This is a genomic window from Streptomyces sp. HUAS ZL42 (genome assembly GCF_040782645.1).
GTDB lineage: Bacteria > Actinomycetota > Actinomycetes > Streptomycetales > Streptomycetaceae > Streptomyces.
Genome location: NZ_CP160403.1, coordinates 7801647 through 7823872, shown reverse-complemented (window position 1 = coordinate 7823872; position 22226 = coordinate 7801647). Strand labels below are relative to the sequence as shown.

Below are 22226 nucleotides of genomic sequence, written 5' to 3'. Positions count from 1 at the left end.
GTTCAGAGAGTTTTCGAAGGTCGGCGGCGGGTGCGGCTCACGTCACGAAGAAGATCCCGGCGTCCGCGCCGGCGGGCGTGTACTCCGCGAGGCGCGCGCGCAGACCGTCCTCGCGCTGCGGCCGGTACAGGTCGTGGAAGGCGCCCATCTCGGCGCCGTCGTCCGCGCCGCGCCGGATCTGTTCCGGGCAGGGGTCCGCCGACTGGCAGTACCAGGGCGTCCCGTAGCGCTCGGAGGTGAACAACGGGCGCGGGTGGGAGAGGCATCGGTGCCTGCGAGGCGTGCGCGACCCTGCGGGGACGTACGAGTAGCGCAGGCAGCCGATGCCGCGCCGGGCTACGTGGAGCCTCCCCGTGAAGATCGAGTTCTCGGCGATCTCCACGGCGTGCGTGTGCACCTCGCCGATGACGGTCGTCCGGTGCAGATGGAGCACGGCGTGGGCGTGCCGGCAGTCCGGGGCGGACAGGGCCTCGCGGTCGTGGCCGGTGGCGTCCAGGACGCTGTCGCGGAGATGGATGGCGAGGGGGTCCTCGCTCACCTCGTCGCCGATGACCTCGATCGTGCCGAGGATGCTGTGCTCGATCTGCAGGCAGGCGGTGGTGCGTTCCAGGACGATGCTGGGTTCCTCCGGCGAGTGCGGCTCGCACTCGGGCTCCAGGGACCAGCCGGGGACGAGGGTGCTGTGCCGCAGGACGACCGCCCCCATCGGGCCGGTGACGTTGATGCCGCGCCCGGCGACGAGGAGTCCGTCGAGGACGAGCCGCGGCCGCTCGTGCGGGGCGCAGTCCTCCGACACGGCACGGACGTTGAGGGCGTCGGGCCGGTTGCTGTACCAGTCGAGGAGCCGGATCACCGGCCGGGTCCCCTCGGCGGCCCGCAGCTCCAGCCGGTCGCCCGGGTCGAGGTCGAAGTCGAGCTGCTCCTGGTAGGCGCCGCTGTGGGTGATCTCGATGATGCCGTCCGGGCCGGTGCGGTCGGCCCGCCGGTCGTGCTGCCAGGCCCGGTAGGCGTCCATGATCTGGCGGTACGGCTGTCCCGGTCCCACCCGGTAGAAGGCGGCGTCGGGGCGTTCGACGCGGTCGGGCCGGTCGTACTCGCCGCCGCCCATGTCGGCGCCGAACGCGTAGTGGTAGTCCACCCACACGCCCTGCCGGGGCGCCGACCGCGAGCCGAAGGCGATCCGCCCGAGCTCCGGGTCGACGGCGACCTGGCCCCGCTTGGGCCGGTAGCGCCAGTCGGAGAGGTCGGCGACCACGATGTCGGACGGCGGTACGGGTTTGTCCTCGCCGTCGCGCCGGACGACGAAGCTCTTGCCGGGGCCGTAGTAGTCCAGCAGCCGGTCGTGCAGCAGTCGGCGGGTGATGAACGCGGGCACGTTGTCGACGGCGGCGATGTGTGTGGGCGACGGCTCCGGGACCGGTTTGGTGACCAGGGGGCTGTCGTTGCCGAGGATGGAGAAGGTGTACAGGTTGCGGGCGCGGTCGATGCAGTACGCCGGGGAGGAGGTGAGGGAGTGCGCCTTCAGCCGCCAGACGAAGAGGCCGACTCCGGCGGGGGTCCAACCACCTTGCCTGCGCGCCGAGTTCGCGCGGCGTACGTCGACCGTCCGGGCGGTCCCGTCGAAGGGTCCGCCGGCGAGGGCGAGCGCGGAGCCGTCCCGGAGGTCGAGGAGGCGGCCCCGCTCCGAGCCCCTCGCGAGCTTCACCGACTGGTTGTGCGCGACCAGGCGCGACAGTTCGACGGCCCGGGCGGGCCAGCCCGCCACCTGCTCGGAGATCTCCTCCAGCAGGTGCAGGGTCCCCTTGCGTCGCCGGTTGGCGACGGTCGCCGCCACGTCCCGGCGCGGGGCGATGGCCTCGGCGAGGGCTTCGTGTCCGCCGTCGTGCAGGCCGGCCGTGAGGACGCGTTCGTAGCCCGGCAGGGTGCGATAGCCGACCAGGTCGCCGAGGTACGGCAGCACCCAGGGGGCCGCCGTCTCCACGAACAGGTCCTCGTAGCCCTGCTGAACACCGTCGCGGACGCGGTCGAGCTGCTCGGCGATCACCGCGAGCAGCGCGCGCAGCGGTTCGCCCTCCTCCGCGTCGCGCAGAAGGTGCCAGCGGGGCAGCAGCGCGGCGAGGCCGTCGGGTTCCCGGGACGTCACCGAACTTGCTGTATCGAATTTGACGTCCGGAGACATCACTTGACCTCCGTCAGAATCAGGGTGTCCGCCGCCCTCGGCGACAGCAGGGCGAGCTGGGCGGGGCGGATGCCGCGGAAGACGAACACCGACCGGCCCTTGGGAAGCCGCTGTGTGTCGGTGATGTCGGGGTTGAGGCGCAGGAGTTCGGCGAGCGGAATGCCGTAGCGGGCGCAGATCGCCGACAGCGTCTCGCCGTTGGCGGCGCGGACGGTGTGGGTCTGCTCGTCGTACGTCGCCGGATGCGCGGGCACGCTCGGCCGGGGCGGGCCGGGATCGGCGAGCAGCTTGGTCAACTCGTCCGGGGTCGCGGACGCGGGGACGCCGGTGAAGACGTCGACGTCCACATGGTCGACGCCGGGCACGGTGTGGGCCGTGGCCAGCAGCTCGGAGAGGCGGGCCGGCCGGCCCAGCTCCCGGCCCTCGTAGCCGAGCCGGCGCAGCAGGGCCTGGCGGAGCCTCGGTGCCACGATCTCCCAGGCGTGATCGGGTGCCGTCTTCACCTTGGCGGCGACGAGCAGCAGGACCAGTTCGCGTGCGTCGGCACGGACCGGGAGGCCCGGGTCGCCGTACTCGGTGAGTGCCGCCCGCAGGGGTCGCAAGGTCTCCTCGCCGATGGGGACGTCGTCCGTGCCGGCGACCGTCACATGGACCACGCGCCGCCGCCCGTCGAAGAGTTCGCGCGCGGCGGCCCGGCCGATGCCGGCGCGGGAGCGGGCGAAGTCCTCGTAGTCGGACGGGGAGACCAGCCGGTCCAGGGCGGAGACGGCGAGCGGGATCGTACGGCGGGTCAGGCCGGGGCCGTCCGCGTCCGAACCGCCGGTCGCCGGGCGCGGGTTGGTGACCGCGGTGACGCCGAGCGGGCGGGTGAGGGGCTGGGTGACGCGTTCGGCGGCGACGTTGGCGGCCCTGCCGGTGCCGAACCGGTAGCGGGCGCGGACGTTCTCGTGGCCGCTGGGCAGCCGGGCGCCGTGCACGCCGTCGCCGAAGGTCACCGTCGTACGGCCGTCGGCGGTGGAGCCGGTGATGTAGACGCGGTCCTGCGGGCCGCGTCCGGCGAGGCTGTCGACCTCGTGCCAGAGCACGCCGTCGACCCGGAGCTCGAGGACGGGCGTGGCGCCGAGGGGGTTGTCGTCGGCGAGCCAGGTGAGCGGGGACTGCCACAGTGCGAACGTCTGGTTGGTGCGGTCCGAGTCGCCGCTGCCGATGGCCTCCTCGCGGCTCTCGCCGTGGGTGGCCTCGACGACGTTGCCGAGGATGCGGACGGTCTCGCGGCGGTAGCGGTGGGCGAGGCCGGCGGTCAGGGTCAGACGGGTGTGCACGTGGTCGCCGGGCAGTTGAGGGTCCACGGCCGGGTCCGCGCCGGCGATCGTCACGACCTCGGTGGCGGCGATGTCGCCCGGGATGTCGCTTCGCTCACCGGTGACGACGAGCGTACGTCCGGGGCGCAACCCGTCGTACAGCTCGGCGAGTTCGATCTCGTTGCCGTGCACGTCCTCGCCCAGCGGCTCGTCCGCCAGGCGCAGCGGCTCGCCCGCCGCGTGCACGGTGGTGTCGCGGATGTGCGAGAGCAGCACGTCGAACTCGTCCAGCCAGGAGTCGGCGAGGGTGAGTTCGGTGCCGCGGCCGGTGATGCCGTAGTTGGTGTATGCCGCCGTACGCGCGGCCACCACCTGGGTGGTGACGAAGGCCAGCTTGGCGTCGCCCGGGACCCCGGCGCCCTTGGCGGGGCGCTGGACGGCCACCCAGCTGCCCACGGTGATGCCGTCGTGCACGGTGTCCAGTTGCAGCACCTGCCGGTTGACGGGCTCGGGCTTGGAGGCGATGACGATCTCGACGTTGGGCTCGGCGCTGCCGACGGTGTAGCGCAGGCTCACCTCGTACTCGCCGTGGGTGAACTGCTCGTTCGTGCCGGGCCGCAGGGGGATCTCCTGAGCCGTGCCGTTGTGGATGCCCACGTGGACCAGGCCGTCGTCGTCCGGCCGGGACACGAACAGGTTGCGGGCGGGCAGGCCGTCGCGGAGGCGGGCGGTGACGCCGGGCTCCTGCGAGTCGGTGGGGCGTCGGGTGAGCCAGCTCAGGTCGCGGTCCTGGCCCGAGCGGGTCGACAGGTCGACCCAGCCCGAGCCGAGCCGGAAGCTGACCTGCTGGGTGGCGGGCAGGTTCTCGGCCCGCTGGTCGGAGCTGCTGCCCTCGACGTACTGGAACTCCGCCCGGACCGGGACCCTGCCCGCGGTGTCGTACACCACGCGCAGGGTGACCAGCACGGCTCCCGTCAGGGGCCAGTCCGCGGTGCGGATGACCCGGCCGCGGTCGTCCTGGACCGGCTTGAGCGGGGCGGTGGCGCCGAAGGGGGCCGCGGTGACCCGCATCGCGAGCAGCTCGCGCAGAAGCTGCGGGGTGCCGGGGGCGGCGGCCGTGCGCCAGGCCGGGTAGAGGGTGCCGAGCCCCGGGTCGAGGGCGGAGAGGAGGCGGGCGGTGTCGGTGCCGGGGCGCTGGGTGCGCCCGCCGCCGCGCGGGGCGGGGGCGGAGGTGTGCAGGGCCGGGAGGACGGTGCCCAGGGCCTGGAGAGCGGCGGCGCGGGGGTCGGCGGCGGTCGCCCGCTTCCGGACCGGTTGCACCGTCTGCGCGGGGGCCAGCTCCAGTGCGCGTTCGGCGAGTTCCGCGAGCACCGCCTCCAGCTGCTCGAACCAGGCCGCCACCTCCTCGTAGGGCTCGGCCAGGACCTGCGCCTCGCCGAGGCGGGCGACGGGTTCGGCGAGGCGTGCCGCGAGCCGCCCGGGGGTCCTGATTCCGTCCAGGTCCGCCCGCAGCGGGGCGAGGACCTGGTCCTCGAAGTCCTCGATCAGGCGGCTGACCGGGCGCGGGTTCGGCACCTGAGGCGTGGGCGGCTCGTCGCCCGGCTCCCCGGGCGTGGCGGGTTCGGCGGTCCAGCGCCGTACCTCGTCGACGAGCTCCTTCAGCGTGGGCGGGGCCGACTTGGGCAGGGAGATCGCGGTGATCTCGTCGTCGCGGTCGATGCGTGTCCGGGCGACCGGCAGCAACTTCCGTACCCCGCCCCCCTGTTCACCGAAGACGAAGAGGAGCTGGTCCCCGGCCTGGAGGGAGTTCGCGGTCCCCTCGACGAACAGTTCGGAGCGGCGCTCCAGGTCCTCGGGGGTGACGAGGGACGGCCGGCGCCTGCGGACCTTCAGCTCGTTCCAGTCCCAGCGGGCCGTCAGGTCCCGGCTGGTCTCGAAGGTCAGCGACTGCTCGTCGGCGGAGGCGGGCACGCTGTGGCTGCGCGCGCCGCGCGGGACGAGGACCGGCAGGGCCTCGGCGCGCGGGTCGCGCTCCAGGGTGTACGCCAGATGGGTGGTGGCGGCGACGCCGGGGCGCGGCCGGTGACCGACCAGCCGGCCGAGCAGGACCAGGGAGCGGTGCTCGTTGGCGGTGCGGATGTATGCCTCGTCGGCGATCCGCTCCGAGTGGAAGGTGAGCAGGTCGCCGAGGACGGCGGTGGCGTCCAGCAGGCCGATCGCCGGATCGTCCGGGGTGCGCACCGTGAGGCCGTTCAGGGCCGGGTACGCCGGTGAGGCGAGCCGGTCGAGGAGGGCGGCCAGGAAGGAGCCGTACTCGCCGACGCGGTAGTCGAGGGCGGTGCGGCCGGGCGGGTTGTGCAGGGGGGCGGGCGCGAGGCGCTCGTCGTGACCGCCGCGGCAGGCGCCGCCGCAGGTGCATGCGTCCACGGCGTTCATCGGGCACCTCCCAGGGATATCGCCAGCAGGCCGTTCTCCGGCCGGTCGGGGTCGTTGTCGCAGGTGGCGATCTCCAGCGGGCCGAGCCGCAGCACGCCGTCCTCCCTCTCTCCTCGATCCTGTTCGAACAGCCGCCGCAGCCTCGTGACCTGGACGCTCTCCACTCCGGGGACGGCCGCGGCGACGGCGACCAGACGGCTGAGCCGGACCGGCTCGCCGAAGGTCAGCGCGTCGGGGCGGAAGAAGCCCTGCCGGCCGCTGCCGAGCACGCGGTACAGCTCGGCCAGGATCTGCCCGTGCTGATGTCCGGGCAGGGCACACACGGTCAGCGCGATGTCGAGGGGCACCAGGCGGGCGGGCCCGACCACGAGGTCGTGGCCGATGCGCCGGTACGCCTCCAGGGACTGCGCGACCTGGTCGAGCAGCTCCTGGGGCGGGGCGCCGGTGCCGTACGCGTCGATCGCGACGTGTGCCTCCTGGACGCTGCCGGTCCAGCGGAGCGAGGCGGCGGCCCGCTGCACTCCCGGCAGGGCGGAGGCGAGGGCCGCGTAGTCGTCGGCGGTCACGGCGCGGAGGCGGGTGCGGCGGAGGTCCAGGGGGGCCAACTGGCGGGCCTGCTCGACGGGTTCGGGATCCGTGCCGCCGACCGCCGGCAGCGGGTTGCGGACCACGGCGGCGGGCGGGTGGTCGCAGTCGGCCTGGATCACCAGGTGGTTGACGGCCTCCGCACCGACGTTGCCGGCGAGGCCGCCGCCCAGCCGGTAGTGCAGGGCGAGTCGGGCGCCCGGGGTCGGCTTCGCGCCGTGCCCGCCGTCGCCGAAGCGCAGGGCGAGGCGGCCGTCGTCCTCGAGCTCGCCGACGAAGTGCCGGTCGCGGGAGCCGCTGTCAAGCAGGTCGCGGCGCGGCTCCCAGACGACGTCACCGTCCTGGACGCGGACGGCGGGCAGCGCCCGGCGCGGGTCCTGGGTGAGCGCGGCGGTCGCCGAGCCGCGCAGGACGGGTTCGTCGGGGTGGAGTCCGGCCGCGTACGCCGGGCCCCAGCTGTGCGCGATCTCCCAGGCGATGTGCCCGTCGAGGACCGTGCCCGCGCGGGCCCGTGCCGTGAGGATCTCGACGCGGCGCAGCTTGGCGTCGAGCAACCGGTCGCTGCGGTGCAGGAGTTCACGCAGGGCGCGGGCGGGGTGGCGGCGGAGTTCGAGCCGTTCGAGGATGTTCAGGCCGTAGATCAGGGCAAGTTCGGCGACCTCCTCCTCGCCGAGCCCGTCGCGGTCGCGGGCGCTGCGCCACAGCTCGACCAGCCGCTGCCGTACCCGCCCCGGAATGGCGGCGATCCGTTCGGCCTGCCCGGCGGCCACGGTCCCCGTCTCGGGGAACGGCACCGCCTGCACGACCGGTGACCGGCCGAGCAGCGGCCGGAAGCGGGGCAGGATGCCCGGGTAGACGGACTGCGCGAGCAGTGTCCGCAGGGCGGTGGCCTGCGCGTACGCCGTGCCGGGCACCACGCGTTCGTGCCGCTGCCCGGCCCGCTCCAGGCCGATTCCGGCGCGTACCGTGGCTGCCTCACCCACCACCTCGAACAGCTCGCGGACGTCGTCGGGTACGAGGGCTTCTCCGCTCTCCGCCTTGTCCGTGAGCGAGTTGATCAGCCGGGCGGGTGCGTTGCCCTCGGCTCGGTCGTGGCAGCCGAAGGCGAGCGAAGCGAGACGGGGGTACCCCCGGCCGGAGGCTGGGGGAGGGTCGCACGGCGCGACGACGGCCGGCACCTGCGGGACGGTGACCGTCTCGGGGAGCCCGGTCAGGGAGCGGCCGTGGTCGACGAGGACGACGTTGCCGCGGGCGAGGGTCACGTCCTCCACGGGCAGGCAGTCGCGGCCGCCGCGGGTCGTGAGGCAGAGCGGGAAGCGCAGTGCGTCCTCGGTCTCCCAGGTGACCTCCACGACCGGCTGGTCCTCGATCCGGTCGACGGCCGGGGTGACGGAGGTCAGGCGTACGGCCTGACGGTGGGCCGGGTCGGCGTCGCCGGGGGTGCCGGTACGCGGGCCCCTGACCTCCTCCAGGATCAGCAGGTCACCCGGCCTGAGGTCGAGTCGACGGTCCCGGCAGGTCTCCGGGTCGCGCCACTCGTCGCGCAGGGTGGCCGAGGTGGCGCCCTTGGGCAGGGCGCACACCTCGCCGCCCCAGGTCCACAGGCGGATCGCGTTGTGCGCGACCCGCAGCTCCAGAGGGTCGGCGGCGACGACCGGTTCGAAGACCTCCACCGAGCCGCGTTCGTCGAGGTCGGCGAGGTCGTTCTCGTCGATCACCGTGCCGGGTTCGGGGCGGTCGTGCGGGTCGAGGGAGCGCACGTCGACGGAGGCGAAGCGGTAGGTGCCCGGGGCCAGCGTGTGGTCGTCCGCGGTCTGGACGGTGACGTACGCGCGGGCCGTGCAGCCGTCGTGCATCGCGTAGTCGATCAGCCGGACGTGGCGGCGTACGGAGACACGGCGGCGGGCGGTGTCGAGGTAGGCCTCGGTGGCGACGGCGTCCTGGTGGTAGCTGATCTGGTCGCCGGTGTGGGCGAGGAGTTCGACCAGGGTGATGCCGAGGTCCGCGGGGTTGCGCTCCACCCAGTCGGGGGTGGTGAGGGCGAGCCGGTCGAGGAGCAGCTTGCGGATGGTGTCGTAGTCACGGGCCGTGTAGTCGACGACCGGCGCGTCCGGGAAGTCCGCCTCCTGGGGAGGCTCGTCCTTGCAGTCGAAGGGGGTCGGGCAGTCGGGCCGGAAGGAGAAGGACGCGCTGTGATAGCGCTGGTCGAAGCCGCGGAACGGCTCGGTGCCGGGGCGGCCGTACGGATCGGTCTCGACGAGCGAGAGCCGGTAGCGGGAGGTGTCGCCGGCCCGGTCGAGGGTGACGTAGAGCCGGTCGTCGAGCTCGGGGTCCTCCTCGCGCTCCACGCTGACCTCGACGGCGGCGATGCCGGTGACGCGGCGGCCGCCGTCGATACGGACGTTCTCCGGGCCGAGGCCGTGCGGGGCCTTGCCGAGAAAGGTGACGGTGAGCAGCAGTCCGTCGTCGGCGACCTCGACGGCGTCGATCCCGCCCAGCTGCGCGGCCCGCACCTTGGCCCGGCGGGTGGTCGCGGCGGTCATGCCGCCCTCCCTTCGAAGACGTCCTCGCGGACGGTGCCGGTGGCGCGGACCACGTACGACAGGTGGACGCTGACGGCGTTCTCCTCGCTGTCGATGTCGAGCGCGACCACCTCGATCAGCTCACCGAGCCAGCGCTGCAGCGCGGCCTGCACGGAGAGCTCGAGGGTGCTGATGAGCTCGGGGCTGTTCGGGGCGAAGACCAGGTCGAGCAGTCCGCAGCCGAAGTCGGGGCGCATGACGCGTTCGCCGGGGCTGGTGAACAGCAGCTGCTCGATCAGGTCGTGGACGTGCTCGCCGTGGGCGATGGGGGTCCCCCCGCTCGAGCGAAGTCGAGAGTGGGGGAGGGCGGTGCGCCCCCGGCGGTCGGCGCGGAAGGGGAAGGCGATGTCGGTGCGCGGGCGGGTGCGTGAACTCATCTGGTGGCTCGTTCGGCGGCTCATCGGACAATGACCTTTCGCTGCGCGGCCTGGACCACGGGCGGCCCCTGCGGGACGAAGGCCGCGGTGAGGCACTGGGCCGCGGACGTGTCGAGCAGCACGGCTGCGCCGTCGACCGTGACGCCGGTACCGTCGGCGGTCCAGCGGACCGAGACGCACGGCGAGGGCACACCGTCGACGGTGTGCGGGCAGCCGGTGACGACGTAGCCGTGCGCGGCCGTGGCGACGGCGGCGCCCGCGACGCGTACGCCGCCTGAGGGTGGAGTGGTGGCGGTGGCACGGCCGCCGTGCGGGCAGCCGATCACGGCGCCCGCGTCCAACAGACTCCCGGACAACTTCTTCCCCCGGTTGTTATCGCTTGGAGAGAACGGTCAACTGGCCTTTGTTGATGGTCACTTCCTCGCCGCGCACGATGACTTCGGCACCCGCGCCGCTGGCGATGACCACGGCCTCCTCGGTGATGCGGATGTACGCGCCGCCCTGGGCCTGGAGCAGGATTCCCTGCTCGGCTCCGGCGGTGTCGTTCAGCACGATCTTGTGGTTCTGCGGTGTCTGCACGACGACCGGTTTGTTCGGCGAGTTCGCCTGGAGCTCGCGGCGCGCGTCGGGCGGCAGTTCGTCGGCGGCGCCGTACCAGCAGCCGGTCCACACCGGGAAGCTCGGGTCCCCCTGCTCGAACTCCACCCACACGCCGGCCCCGGGCGGCGGCACCACGAACTGACCGGACTGCGGCCCGGTGAACGGCAGGCAGGGCAGCGCCCAGGTGGACGGCGTCTCACCGAGGACGTCGGGGACCTCGACCGTGATGCGGCCGATGCGCAGCGGGTCGTTGTTGTCCACCACCCGGCCGCGGAACTTGCCGAGGTAGCGATTGCTGGGTGCCGCCATGGTTGGGGTGCTCCTGGTTGGTGGGTGGTGCTGGGTCGTTACGGCCGGACGTAGTCGCTGCGGGCTTCGAGGCCCTCGCGGGAGAGGGTGAAGTTCTGCTGGAACGAGCCCGGGCGCAGCATGTGCGTGACGGACTTGACGTAGTAATCGCCGTCGTAGGCGCGTCCCGCGCCGCGTACGCCCACCAGTTGCCGCGGCTGGAGGATGTAGCCGTGCCGGTTGACGTCGAGGGAGCCGGAGCCGGAGACGACGTCGGCGGACACGGCGGCCCGTGCGAGCAGTTCCGCCTCGGCCTGCTCGCGTTGCTGCTTGGCGGTGCCGGTGAGGGTCCTGCGCTTGAGGGCCGGGGTCGGCCGTCTGCCGAGGGGCGGGCGCAGGGGGCTGATCGGCGGCTGCGGCAGCAGCGTCGACTGCCGTGTCCCCGGGTCCTGCCAGCGGGCCTGCGGCTCCTCGCGGGCCGTCCCGTCGTAGGCGAACGTCAGCTGGTCGACGGTGGAGTTGGAGTCCATGTTGACGTTGAGGGCGTGCTGCCGGATGCCGAGGCGGACCTCCGGTCCCCAACGGGCCGAGGACTGGCCGGGGTTGGGACCGGGTTCCAGGTAGAAGGTGTAGCCGTTGGCGCGGGCCAGCTCGGTGAGGTACTGGAGGTCGGTGCCGGTCTGGTAGTGGACGCGGAGGTCCTGGTGGGGTGGCTGGGTGACCTTTTCGTGGTAGACGTCGGGCCGGATGCCGTAGTCGGAGTAGCGGCGCAGGATGGCGAGCACGCGCTCGGAGGGCGGGAGGTTCGGGTAACGCGCGGTGCGCTCCTCGAGGTCCATGAGGAGGGTGAGGTCCTCGCCGGTGACGGTCAGCGTGGAGTGGCCGGGGTGGTTGCTGGCGCCGACCTCCTGACGGACGATCAGCCCGTCGAAGAGCACGTCGGGAGTGCCCTTGACCGCGACGGTGACGACGAGCCGGGTCTTGGGGTCGAAGAACCCCTCCGGCAGGAGGCGCCGGTTGATGAGCCCGTTCTTGGTGAGGTCGAAGGCGAGCTGGAAGCCGCTGCGCTCCCCCGCGGTGGCGGTGATCTGGGCGGACAGCAGCGCCTCGGTCACCTCGGCCGGGACCGGCCGGGCGAGCTTGGGCCCCATGAGGAGCGTGATGTGGACGGGGCCCTGCCCCACGGGCAGGTCAAACACGCCGGTCCTCCCGCGGGAACCCGCCGGCGAGCGGAATCCCGATGACGCGCCCCGCCTCGTCGGTCAACTCGCGTGGATCGACCACCGGGTTGGCGTCGGCGATCTGCCACCACTGCCCGGGGTCGCCGAAGTACCGCTGGGCGAGCAGATCGGGCCGCTCGCCGCCGCCGACGACATGCTCCTGCGTCTCCTGCTCCTCCAGCGGGGGCAGCAACCGCCGCTTGGTGTACCGGACTTCGGTTCCGTCGGGCCGGCGGTGCACGCCGATCTCGGCGTCGTGGTACCGGCTGGTGCGCGGATAGGGATGGGCGCCGGGTATGGCGTCGAGTGCGCTCTCGTAAGGCTCGATGTCGGCCATGGTGTGCTGATCAGCCCCTTCCGGTGATCAGGTCTGCTCCGGAGAGCCCGAGGGCACCCAGGCCGCCGCCCCGCGCGGCCGCCGCGAGCCGCTCCTTCTGCGCGAGGTGGGCCATGTACAGGTCGGCTCCCTGGTGTCCGGCGGGCAGGTCGCTGACGGTGAGGATCTTCATGCCGATGCTCAGCGACGCCCGTATCGGATTCAGATTCACGTCGAAGGCCGACTCACTGACGGACAGCTCGGTCAGCCGCACCGGCATGACCCGCTTCCTCCCCCACGTGAACAGGGTCAGCGGCATCTCGATCGGGCTGATCTCGATGGTCCCCTTCCGTGACAGCCGGCTCGCGGCGCGCAGTTGCGCCACGGTCGGCTGCACGAGCATCTCCAGCGTCGCCAGCTGCGGATGGATCCCGTCGGGCGCGGCGATCTCGAACTGGTCGGTGGCGTCGATCTCCGCGGTGAACTTCCAGGTCTCCTGAGCGGGACCCTTGAGCCGCAGGGCCTCGTTCCGGTCCCCACTGCCGGTACCACCGCCTCCGGCATCACCGCTGTCACCGGCGGACTGCGGCGAGAGGCTGCGCTCCAGGGTGTCCGGGTTGAACTGCAGGACTATGACGCGCTGGGGGGTGCCGCGGTCGGGGTCGAGCACGACCATGCCGGAGCGGATGGGTTTGGGGATGTCGGGGTAGCGGGTCATGAGTTTCCTTCGCTCCGGTCATGTCGATCCACGAAGTACTGCGCCTGGACCCTCAACATGTCCTCATCGTCGAACTGCTCCATCCTTCTCACGCTCGGGCCGACGATCTCCCAGTCGAGATAAAGGGCGGACAGCAAAGCCGCGCGGCGCGCAGCCGCGTCTTCGTCGTCGAAGGCCGTCAGGATTTCCTGGAGGGCCTCTTCGGATGCCGGGTTCGGCAGCCCGACGGCGAGACGAGTCAGGGTCCTGGCGCGCTCTTGCGGTGTCCTGGCCTCACGGACGTCCGACAACAATGCGTCGACACCGACCGTCGTGAAGAACTCTCCGGCCAGCTCGGTGAACCGCTGGACGTCCTCCGCATCGTCTCCTGTCACTTGGACGTAGCGCACATCGGCCTGACGATTGTCCACATAGTGAAAATAGAGTCCCTTGCGAATCACCCAGACCCGCTCCGATCCGTAAGGCGTATTGTTCTCACGTCCCTCTTGGAATTCGGCGCCCCGAGCGAAGAAGACAACCTCGTCCGCCGAGGACGCGTCCGCGAGGATCAGGCGATCGCCGCGATGATGAATTGGCGTCTCCACAGACACCACCTCCTTCTCATTCCTTGCGCTCGGGTTCCCATACCCACGGCACCTGGTTCTCCAGCTCCGGGTCCACGTCCCGGGCCTCCGCGATACGCCGACGGACCTCCTCCGCCACCTTCTCCTGCGTCTCCGGGGAGACGAGGATGTCCTCGAACTGCGATACACGGTCGAGCCACAGCACCGAGCGGTTGACGTACCGTTCCGGAGTCTCGACGCTTTCATGGAGTTGCTGCTCGGACGGCATCTCCATGCCCCTCGTACGAGCCCATTTCCGCGACTTGCTCTTTCCGGCCGAGAATTTCTTCCTGCCCGGCTCGAGCAGGACCGCCATGCGTTCGAGATCGGACTCCGAGAACTGGTCCATGGTGGCGCCCGGACCGTACCTCTGCATGATCCTCAGTACTTCGCCCACCTGTCCGGAGGCGGCAACGGGCTTCTGCTGCACCATGAGTCCGCGCCGGAATATCTCCTGCACCCGCTCCTTTCTTTCGTCCTCGTCCTTCCCCTGCAGTGCCCAGCGCACCTCGCCGCGCCCGACTATGCGCATCAGCGGGGATCGCATGCTCTCGTCCAACTCCCGCAGCACTCGGTCGAAAACGGCCTCACCCAACAGCGCGGGCGCAACACTCGAGAACCGGCCCTCGCTGACGTCCGCGGAAGCAGTCAGGTAATCGGTACCGAATCCGTGCTCCCGGGCGTACACCGCGCGGTCCTGATACGTCTCCATTTTGTTTTCGGCGCTGAGTATCGGTGCGGCGGGATCTGTCCGGAAGCCGAACTTCACCCTGGGCGACTGGCTCTCGTCGAGCTGCGGATGCACGACGCGGCCCTGTTTTCCGCTGCGCGGCAGCCTGCTCACCCATTCCTCGAAGGCGTAGCTCTGCTCGACAAGCGGTGCCCCCTCCTCCAGCGCGAAGGGCGCCGGGGTGGCGTCCTTGTCCCCCGGAGTGCCCTTGGTCTTGTCCTGCCCCTCGCGCGTGGCCCGCTTCGCCGCTTCCAGCACTTGGAGCTTCTTGAAGTTCTCGAAGCTCAGTTCCGGGTTCAGTACGGCGTGGATCGCGCCGCTCGTGTTGCCGCGCGCAGTCAGTTCCGTCAGGCGGTACCAGGCCCGCATCCCGGTCAGGGAACCGCGCAGCAGGGCACCCTTCACACCCCGCCGGAGCAGGGCACGGGCCTTGGGCCGGATCCGGGCGACGATTTTTCGGAGTCGTTCGTCCTTCGACTCCTTGGAGTCCTCCTCCTTCTTGCGTCGGTCCTTCTTGTCCTGCCTGTCCTGCCGCTCCTTCTCCGGGTCCCTGTCCTTGGGCCCGCGCTTCCCGTCCTTCCCCCTGCCGTCCTTCGGCTTCCTGGAGTCCTTGTCGCGGTCCTTGGGCTTCCGGCCGTCGGTGTCCTTGCCGTCCTTGGGCTTCCTGCCGTCGGTGTCCTTGCCGTCGTTGTCCCTCTTGGGCCCGGTCGGGTCTTGGTCCTTCGGGCGCCCGGGATCGCGTTCGGGTCGCCGGCGGTCGTCGTCCCTGGGGCGGGTGGAGTCCCGGCCGTCCCCGGGGCGGTTCGGGTCCCGGTCCTGGCCCGGCCGGTCCTGACGGCGGTCGTCGTCCCTGGGGCGCGTCGAGTCGCGGTCGTCCCTCGGACGGTTCTTTGCGGGCCGGTCGTCCCTCGTCCTCGTCGGAGTGTCCCGGTCAGGCCGTGGGCGCTGCCCGGGTTCGGGGCGCGGGCGCGAGGGCGCGGACGCCGTCGGGCGGGTGTCCGGGCGGGAGGCCGGCCCTTCTGTCTGGGGGCGCCCGCGACCCGGTCCGGCCGGTGGGCGACCGGCGCTCGGGCCGGACGGACGGGGACGGCCGGTTCCGGGGGCAGTGGGGGTGGGCCTGCCCGGGCTCTTCGGCGCGGCTGCCTCCGACCGCTCCTCGCCGCGGCCCTCGTCCCGCCTGCCGCCCTTGTCGTCGGAGCCCCCCGCGCCGGATTCCTTGCCGCCGCCCCGGCCCTTGCGTCCGGCGAGCTTCGCCGCCACGCCCTTCAAGCGGCGCCCCACCTTCGCGACGTACTTGCCGATGCCGTTCAGCAGGGCCTGGTAGAGGACTTCGAGGAGGGCGACCACGCCCGCCGCGACCGCCTTCGCGAAAAGGATGCCCGCGCCGCCCATGCGGACCGCCTTGAGCCAGTCCAGGACGGCGCCCAGGGAGCGGAGGATGGCGCTCAGGGCGCCCCAGGCCGTGCGGATGGCGTCGATGACCGCCATCACCCAGCCGGCGCCGGGGATGAGCTTGGCGACGACCTTTGTCAGGACGAGTTCGCCGATGATCAGGGGGAGTTGGGGGACGACCGCGTCCCACGCCTCCTTGACGATCTTGTCAAGGGTGAAGCCACCCTTGACGAGCTGGTCGATGATCGCCTTCGGGACGCCGATGATTTCCTGGATCTTCTCCTGGAACCAGGCCTTGACGGCCGAGGAGACCTCGCGGAACAGGTGGTTCTTCGCACCGTCCACCGCCGAGTTCTTGGCGCCGCTCAGCCAGCCGCCCGGGTCGGACAGGAAGTCGACCGCGATGAGCATCCACTGGCCCAGCGCGCTCAGCAGCTTCGACGCGAAGTCCAGGACCGCCTTCACCGCGTCCACGACGGCCTTGACCGCGGCCTGCAGGGCCTTCCTGAGGATGTCCAGGATGCTGCTCAGCAGCTTGCCGATGGCGTTCAGCAGGTCGGTGATCGCCTGCCTCAGCGCCTGTGCCAGGCGGTTGACGAGGGCGATGGCGGCGGCGATCAGGTCGGTGATGAGCTTGCGTATCCGGTTGGCCAGTTCGATGACCGCCCGCACCATCGCCACGGCGAACTCGATCAGATCCTTGATGAGGTTCTTGATCGCCTCGACGATGTTCTTGCGGGCGTCGTTGATCCAGCGCTCGACCGTCTCCCGGAAGTTGCGGATGAAGCCGACGACGGCGTCCCGCGCCGCCCGGATGACCCGGACGATCGCGTTCTTGATCTCGATGACCTTCTGCTTGATCCAGTCGAAGGCCTTCGTGATCCAGTTGCCGGAGTCCTGGACCGCCCCGTCGCGCTGCTTCTCGGCGTCCCGTTCCGCCCTGTCGCTCTGGTCCTGGATCTTCTTGTCGCTGTCCCCCTTCTCCTTCTCGACGTTGTCGTCGGTCTTCTTCTCCTCGTCCGCGACGTCCTTGCGGACCTTGTCGTGCCGCTCGGACTTCTTGTCGCCGAGCTTCTTCAGCTCCTCGTCCTGCTCCGTGCGCCAGTCCTCGCGCCGGGCGGTGACCTCGCCCCTCGCCTTCTCGCGCTCGCCCGCCTGCGTCTCGGTGTTGGCCGTGATCTCGGCGTCCACCTTCTGCTTGTGCTTGGCCTGCGCGTCGCGGAAGTCCCGGTCCTTGGCCTGCCGGCCCTCCGAGATCCCCTTGCGCCCCTCGGAGAACGCCGCCTGGAACTGCGGCCCGCGTTCGTGCTCGGCCACCTCGGACGCGGCCTCCGGCGGCACGGCACCCGTCGCCCCGCCGCCCCCGGCCGCCCCGCCCTGGCCGCCACCCTGCTGTCCCGGCACCTGCCCGGTCAGCTGCTCCTTCGGGGCGTTCGGGTAGACCTGGTCCTCGCCCATGCCGCGGCCGGAGTCGTCGCGTGCCGTGGAGAGCGTCTCCTGGCCCTTGGCATCGACGTGGCCGTCCTGCTCACCCGCGGTCTGCTCGGCGGCACCCCGCATCTGCACGCCCGGCGCGTTGCCCGCCTGCGCCTGCTTGAGTGCCTCGTCCTTCGTCGGCAGTCCGGCGAACTTCGCGGCGAGTTCCTGCGCGTCGACCTCGAAGCCGAGCCAGCTCGCCACCTTGCCGATGCCGAAGCCCAGGGCCATCTTGAAGGTGTCCCAGCCGCCCGGCTCCTCGGCCTGCTCGGCCTCGATCTGCCCCTCGGGCTCCTTCTCGCCGGTGACCTTCGCGTCCTCACGGTCCGGTTCCTGCGCCTGCTGGGCCGGATCCTGCGAGTACTGCGCAGGAGCGTCCGTCTTCGGCTTGCCCTGCAGGGTCTGCGGAGCACCCGCGGGTCGCTCCATGGCCGGCGGTGCGGAGGCGAGCGTCTTGTGCTCGTCCCCGACCGTACGGTCCACGGCCCCGCCGACGCCGCCCATCGCCTCAAGTGCCTTGTGGGGTTTGAGTTTCGAGGCGGTTGCCAGTCCCGCCTCCGGGGCGACGCCGGAGAGGTTCGGGGCCGGCGCGGAGTCCTTCCTGCCCTTCCCGCGCGCCGGGGCGGCCGCGCTGCCGCCGCCGCCTCCCCCTCCGCCACCACCGGCGGAGGCCCGGCCCGCCTTGGGCGCGGGGGAGGTCTCCGGAGCCGTCTTCTCTTCGGCGGCGGGCGCCGACCGTGCGGAGGGTTCGGACTTCGGGGCAGCGGAGGGTGTGGACTTCGGCGCTGCGGCGGATGTCCGCGTACGGCCGCTCGGCGCGGCCCCGGTCTCCTGGGCACCGTCCGGTGCGGTAGCCGTGCCGGTCGCCGTCGACGTGCCGGTCGCCGTCGACGTGCCAGTCGCCGTCGACGTGCCAGTCGCGGTCGACGTACCGGAAGCACCCTGAGTCGCGCCCGCCCCCGCTGCATCGTGCCCGGCACCGGTCCCCTGCGCCGCCGAAGCCGCCGAATCCGCCGAAGACCCCGAGGTCGCCGAATCCGCGCCCCCGGCAGCCTCCTTCGCCCCGGCGTCCGTCTGCGCCGCCCTGCCGCCGGTGGCCTGCTGGGACTCCTTCTCCGGCGCGGCGGCCGTCTTGTCGCCGCCGGCCGCGGTGCCCTTCTCCTCCTTGGCGGCCGCCTCCTTGGCCTCGCTGCCGCCCTCGGACCTGCCCTGGGTCTCCTGGACCGTGGTCTGCGCGACGACCGGACCGGCCTTCGGGTCGTCACCGCTCTTGGGGTCCCGGGATGCCGCACCCGACACGGGCGGGACGGCGGCCGCCCGCTCCACCGCCAGGCCGCTCGGCCCGGTCGCGCTCTCCGGACCGCCCTCGGTCTGTGCGGTCGGCGACTCCGCGTCGAAGGCCTCGTCGGCGGTGTCCTCTTCCGGCTCCGCCGTCTCCTGCTCGGCGTCCTCCGCCTCCCGGTCGGCCTGCACCTGCTCGGCCTTCGTCGGCGGCGCGGCGGGGAAGGCGGGGGCGGCCCGACCGGCCGACGAGGACGGGTCCAGCGTGTCCGCGGTCGGTACGCCGGACACGTCCAGGTCCTGCTGCGGCATGAAGTCCTCGGGGCGGAGCTTGACGTCCCAGGCGCTCGGCTCCTCTCCCCCGACCTCGACCTCGGAGTCGCCGCCCGCGCCGAACGGGTCTTCCTCGGTCTTCTCCTCCGGGCCGCCGGCATCCTGGTTGCGGACGCCGTCGAGGGTGCTGAAAGCGCCGGGCAGCCGGGTGTCCCTGCCTGCGGCGGTCGGTGAACCGGTGGGCTTCTGCTGTCCGCGCCGGTCCTGCTGCTTCAGCTGCCGTCCGGCCACGGCCGCGTCCGCGGCTCCCGGACGGTTGCGGGCCGCGGACTCCTCCTTGCTCGCGGCGGGCGTCGGCTGCTGCCGGGTCGCCTCCTGGCCGGCCTGCTCCTTCTCCTTGCCGCCCGTCGTGTCGGCGGACTTCTCGCCGCCCTGCTGTCCCGTGTCCGCCCTCCCGGCCGGACCGGGCGAATCCGAGGAGGACGACTGCTCCCTCGCCGGTGCCGGAGCGGCGGACGCGCCCTGAGCGGAGCCGCCGCCCGACGCGCCCGGCCGCTGTGCCGGGCCGGCGGGCGCGTTCTGTGGCGCACTGCCGGCCGCGTCCTGCTGCCCGGTCTGCTCTTTCTCCGGGCCCGGCGCCGGCTGCGGTCGCTGCTCCTCCGTCCGCTTCTCCTCGGCGGTCCGCAGCCGGTTCTCGCGCTCGGTGCGCACGTCGTCGGCGGTGTCGGGCTCGATCGCGGGACTGTCGTGCGCGTCGCGTTCCAGACCTTCGCCGGCGAAGTCGTCGTAGGCCTCGATCTCGTCGACGAGGTCGAGCACCCGGTCGTGCTCGGAGCCGAGCAGCCTGCTCTCCAGCCGGGCGAGCACGCCGTCGAGCAACTCGTCGGGCAGCCGGGCGAGTTGCTTGCGGGTGCGCTGGGAGAGGTCCTCCGGGTCGCCGCGCAGGGAGCGTACGAGGGAGTTGGCGAGCCGGTCGACGAGGGTCGCCGGATCGATGGCCTCGGTGCGGCCCCGGTCCGCGTCCACGGTGGCGTACCGCAGCCAGCCGGGGGTGGCCTGCCCCTCCTCGACCTCCGGCGCGGACTCCTCGGGCCCGGACGGTCGTACGAGGTCCTGGGCCGCCGACTCCGCCTGCCGCTCGATCGCCTGCTGCGGCAGGCTCACCGCGCCGAGTTCGCGGCCGGCCCGCAGCGCGCCGAGGCCGTGCGGGCTCTGCACGGTGTGCAGGAGCTCGTGGGCGAGGAGGCGGCGGCCCTCGTCGGTGCCGGGCCGGAAGGCGCCCTCGCGGAAGAAGACGTCCTGGCCGACGGCGACGGCGTCGGCGCCGAGCAGCTCGGTCAGCTGCCCGGCGTCACGTCCGGTGTGCAGCCGCACTCGACCGAGGTCGTGCCCGAGCTGTTCCTCCAACTCCCGCCGCACGCCGGGGTCGAGAGGCTGTCCGGCGCCGCTGACGATGTTCTTGGGCTCCGGGGTACGCGCCTTGGCGGCCCGTTCCTTCCGCCTGCGCCGGCGCTGTTCGGCCGCCTGCTCCGAACGCGCCTCCTGGTTCTGCGCGGTCACCGGGTCACCTCCCCGTAGCCGCTCAGCCCTTCGTGCACCGCGCGCGCCAGTTCCTGCCCGAGCCGCCGCGCGGACAGGCCGGCGGGCAGCGGCGGCAGCCCGGACAGCGCGTCGACGGCCAGCGGGCCCTTCGTGGCCAGTGGTACGCCGTGCAGCCGGACCAGCCGGGTCAGCTCACGCTCGAAGGCGGCCGAGACCCGCTCGGGGTCCACACGGAAGCCGTCCAGCACGAGCTCCCCGATCTCCACCCGTACCGCCGACGGATTCACACCCATCCGCGCACCTCCGACGGGGTCAGTGCGCGCTCCAGCTTCAGGTACTCGGTGCGCGCGGCCGCGAGCATGTGCCGCATCTGGAGCCGGTCGCCCTCCTCGGCGGCGAGGAACGCCCCGGACAGCGCGATGTTGCGGATCGAGCCGCCGGCGACGGTGAGCTGGGCGAGCAGAGCCGGGTCGATGTCCTTCACCGGGGCCTGCGGGGGCAGGACGCGCCGCCAGATCTCGGCGCGTTCGTGCTCGGCCGGGAAGGGGAAGTCGACGAGGAAGCGGATGCGCCGCAGGAAGGCCGTGTCGAGGGCCTTCTTCATGTTGGTGGTGAGGATGGCCAGGCCCCGGTAGGCCTCCATGCGCATCAGCAGGTAGCTGACCTCGAGGTTGGCGTACCGGTCGTGGCTGTCCTTGACCTCGCTGCGCTTGCCGAACAGGGCGTCGGCCTCGTCGAACAGCAGCAGGGCACCGCCGCGTTCGGCGGCGTCGAAGACCCGGCGGAGGTTCTTCTCGGTCTCGCCGATGTACTTGCTGACCACCTGCGAGAGGTCGATGACGAACAGGTCGAGGCCGAGTTCGTTCGCCATGACCTCGGCGGCCAGGGTCTTTCCGGTGCCGGAGCCGCCCGCGAAGAGCGCGGTGACGCCGAGCCCGCGGCGCAGGGTGGCCGCGAAGCCCCACTCCTGGTGGACGGTGGGCCGCTGCCGGACATGCGCGACGATCTCCCTGAGCACGCTGGTCTGGCGTTCGTGCAGCACGAGGTCGTCCCAGCCGGCCCGCGGCTCGATGCGGCGGCCCAGCTCGTCCATCCCGATGCGGGCCTCGTCGAGCCCCGCCCGCCAGGCGAGTTCGGCGACGTCGAGCTCCTCCTCGTACGGCAGGCGGCGACGTACGGAGGCGGCCGCGGTCCGTACGACGTGCGGCGGCAGCTGGAACTGCGCCACGAGTGAGCGGAGTTCGTCCTCGTCGAGGTCGACGGCCTCGAACGCCTCGTCCCACAGGTCGAGTTGCTCCTCGTCGTCGAGGCGCGGCACGGCGACCCGGGCTCCGTGCGGCCGCTCCGAGCGCAGCGGGTCCTCGCTCGACACCACGACCGGTACGGCGGCCCCGGCGAGGAACGCCTCGGTCGCCGCCCGCTGGTCACGGTCCAGCTCGCCCACCTCGACGAGGAGCGCGGCCGGCAGCAGGATCGCTTCGCGCTGCCACAGCCGGGACAGCCGGTCGCGCTCGGCGGGGTCTCCCGGGACGTCCTCGGCGCTCATGGCGTACAGCCCGAGCCCGGAGCGGGCGGCCGCGGCGGCGGCGACGTCGGCACGGCTGCGCGCATCGCCGCCGGTCACCTCGACCAAGGGGGTCCCCTCCGGGGCGCCGGCCCAGCCCTCGGCGAGCCGGCTCGCGGCCAGGTCGTACGACGGCGGCAGCGCGTCCGGCACCGGGCCGCGGCGCAACTGCCCGTGCAGGCGGGCGTCCAGGTAGGGCGAGCCCAGCAGGAAGTGCAGGATGCGTTCGTCGAGCCGGAGCCGCGACGTCGTCAGCCGCGAGGCGTCGTCCAGTTCGACGATCCGCCAGCGCCGCAGCGGCGCGACGGGTGTGAGCGCGCTCCAGTGCGGTTCGGCCAGCGCGGCCAGGGCGAGCGAGAAGGTGGGGTACGCCCGCTGCGGATCCCCGGCGGCCGCGGCACAGCGCGCCGCGGCGGTCGGGTCCAGCTCGTCGGCGGCGGTGAGCAGGACGATGTCCCGCTCGAAGGCGGTGAGCCCGAAGCAGGCGACGAGGGCGTCCAGGGGGGCGGTGCCGGGGCCGGGGAGGGCGGGGGTGCGGCCGGGCGCTTCGTGTTCCGGGCCGGGGACGGGCGCGTCGCCGGCGCCCGGTGCGTCGGCAGAGCGTGGGGACTCGCCGCCGTCGGTTGCCTCCGGGGCGACCGGGGGCCGCTGCCCGGCGCGGGCCGCGTGGGCGTCGACCCGGTCCAGGACACGCCGGATCTCCGTGGTCAGCGTCGTGCCGCCGTGGCCCGCGCCTGCCTCGCCCGGCTCGTACGTCCCCATGT

At 72.6% G+C, this 22226-nt stretch carries 13 protein-coding genes; all 13 read right to left on the bottom strand.

Translation table 11 applies throughout. The features are described 5' to 3' along the window. Window positions 1-37: 37 nt before the first annotated feature. The 13 genes from ABZO29_RS35660 to ABZO29_RS35600 are packed head-to-tail and all read right to left on the bottom strand — an operon-like array spanning window position 38 to window position 22224. Window positions 38-2179, bottom strand: a complete 2142-nt coding sequence (locus ABZO29_RS35660; protein ID WP_367324320.1) for a hypothetical protein — start codon at window positions 2177-2179, stop codon at window positions 38-40. Beyond that, a complete protein-coding gene (locus ABZO29_RS35655) occupies window positions 2179-5916 on the bottom strand; it encodes a putative baseplate assembly protein (protein WP_367324319.1) in 3738 nt (1245 codons plus the stop codon). Before ABZO29_RS35655 ends, ABZO29_RS35660 begins: the two co-directional genes overlap by 1 nt. Then, a complete protein-coding gene (locus ABZO29_RS35650) occupies window positions 5913-9044 on the bottom strand; it encodes a putative baseplate assembly protein (RefSeq protein WP_367324318.1) in 3132 nt (1043 codons plus the stop codon). The genes ABZO29_RS35655 and ABZO29_RS35650 overlap by 4 nt, the downstream gene beginning before the upstream one ends. Continuing rightward, entirely contained in the window at window positions 9041-9460 is a 420-nt protein-coding gene (locus tag ABZO29_RS35645) for a GPW/gp25 family protein (RefSeq protein WP_367324317.1), read from the bottom strand. Before ABZO29_RS35645 ends, ABZO29_RS35650 begins: the two co-directional genes overlap by 4 nt. A gap of 20 nt (window positions 9461-9480) precedes the next feature. Next, window positions 9481-9816 (bottom strand): hypothetical protein, encoded by a 336-nt coding sequence (locus ABZO29_RS35640; RefSeq protein WP_367324316.1) that lies wholly within the window; start codon window positions 9814-9816, stop codon window positions 9481-9483. A 16-nt stretch (window positions 9817-9832) separates the two neighbouring features. Then, complete coding sequence (locus ABZO29_RS35635; RefSeq protein ID WP_367324315.1) at window positions 9833-10369, bottom strand: phage baseplate assembly protein V; 537 nt, start codon at window positions 10367-10369, stop codon at window positions 9833-9835. A 38-nt stretch (window positions 10370-10407) separates the two neighbouring features. Next, window positions 10408-11547 carry a hypothetical protein gene (locus ABZO29_RS35630; protein ID WP_367324314.1) on the bottom strand — a complete coding sequence of 380 codons (1140 nt, stop codon included), beginning with the start codon at window positions 11545-11547 and terminating at the stop codon, window positions 10408-10410. Beyond that, window positions 11540-11905 carry a hypothetical protein gene (locus tag ABZO29_RS35625; RefSeq protein WP_367324313.1) on the bottom strand — a complete coding sequence of 122 codons (366 nt, stop codon included), beginning with the start codon at window positions 11903-11905 and terminating at the stop codon, window positions 11540-11542. The genes ABZO29_RS35630 and ABZO29_RS35625 overlap by 8 nt, the downstream gene beginning before the upstream one ends. Before the next feature lie 10 nt (window positions 11906-11915). Then, window positions 11916-12602: a hypothetical protein gene (locus ABZO29_RS35620; RefSeq protein WP_367324312.1), complete on the bottom strand. Its 687-nt coding sequence runs from the start codon at window positions 12600-12602 to the stop codon at window positions 11916-11918. Then, window positions 12599-13186, bottom strand: a complete 588-nt coding sequence (locus ABZO29_RS35615) for a hypothetical protein (RefSeq protein ID WP_367324311.1) — start codon at window positions 13184-13186, stop codon at window positions 12599-12601. Before ABZO29_RS35615 ends, ABZO29_RS35620 begins: the two co-directional genes overlap by 4 nt. Before the next feature lie 16 nt (window positions 13187-13202). After that, window positions 13203-19916 carry a DUF4157 domain-containing protein gene (locus tag ABZO29_RS35610; protein ID WP_367324310.1) on the bottom strand — a complete coding sequence of 2238 codons (6714 nt, stop codon included), beginning with the start codon at window positions 19914-19916 and terminating at the stop codon, window positions 13203-13205. Further along, on the bottom strand, window positions 19913-20191 hold the full coding sequence (locus ABZO29_RS35605; RefSeq protein WP_367324309.1) for a hypothetical protein: 279 nt from the start codon (window positions 20189-20191) through the stop codon (window positions 19913-19915). The genes ABZO29_RS35610 and ABZO29_RS35605 overlap by 4 nt, the downstream gene beginning before the upstream one ends. Next, window positions 20182-22224, bottom strand: a complete 2043-nt coding sequence (locus ABZO29_RS35600) for an AAA family ATPase (protein WP_367326330.1) — start codon at window positions 22222-22224, stop codon at window positions 20182-20184. The genes ABZO29_RS35605 and ABZO29_RS35600 overlap by 10 nt, the downstream gene beginning before the upstream one ends. Window positions 22225-22226: the final 2 nt, after the last annotated feature.

Bases quoted from the DNA above. Each gene is read 5' to 3' on its own strand.
- ABZO29_RS35660 (WP_367324320.1), bottom strand. From the start codon at position 2,179: ATGTCTCCGGACGTCAAATTCGATACAGCAAGTTCGGTGACGTCCCGG.
- ABZO29_RS35655 (WP_367324319.1), bottom strand. From the start codon at position 5,916: ATGAACGCCGTGGACGCATGCACCTGCGGCGGCGCCTGCCGCGGCGGT.
- ABZO29_RS35650 (WP_367324318.1), bottom strand. From the start codon at position 9,044: ATGACCGCCGCGACCACCCGCCGGGCCAAGGTGCGGGCCGCGCAGCTG.
- ABZO29_RS35645 (WP_367324317.1), bottom strand. From the start codon at position 9,460: ATGAGTTCACGCACCCGCCCGCGCACCGACATCGCCTTCCCCTTCCGC.
- ABZO29_RS35635 (WP_367324315.1), bottom strand. From the start codon at position 10,369: ATGGCGGCACCCAGCAATCGCTACCTCGGCAAGTTCCGCGGCCGGGTG.
- ABZO29_RS35625 (WP_367324313.1), bottom strand. From the start codon at position 11,905: ATGGCCGACATCGAGCCTTACGAGAGCGCACTCGACGCCATACCCGGC.
- ABZO29_RS35620 (WP_367324312.1), bottom strand. From the start codon at position 12,602: ATGACCCGCTACCCCGACATCCCCAAACCCATCCGCTCCGGCATGGTC.
- ABZO29_RS35605 (WP_367324309.1), bottom strand. From the start codon at position 20,191: ATGGGTGTGAATCCGTCGGCGGTACGGGTGGAGATCGGGGAGCTCGTG.
- ABZO29_RS35600 (WP_367326330.1), bottom strand. From the start codon at position 22,224: ATGGGGACGTACGAGCCGGGCGAGGCAGGCGCGGGCCACGGCGGCACG.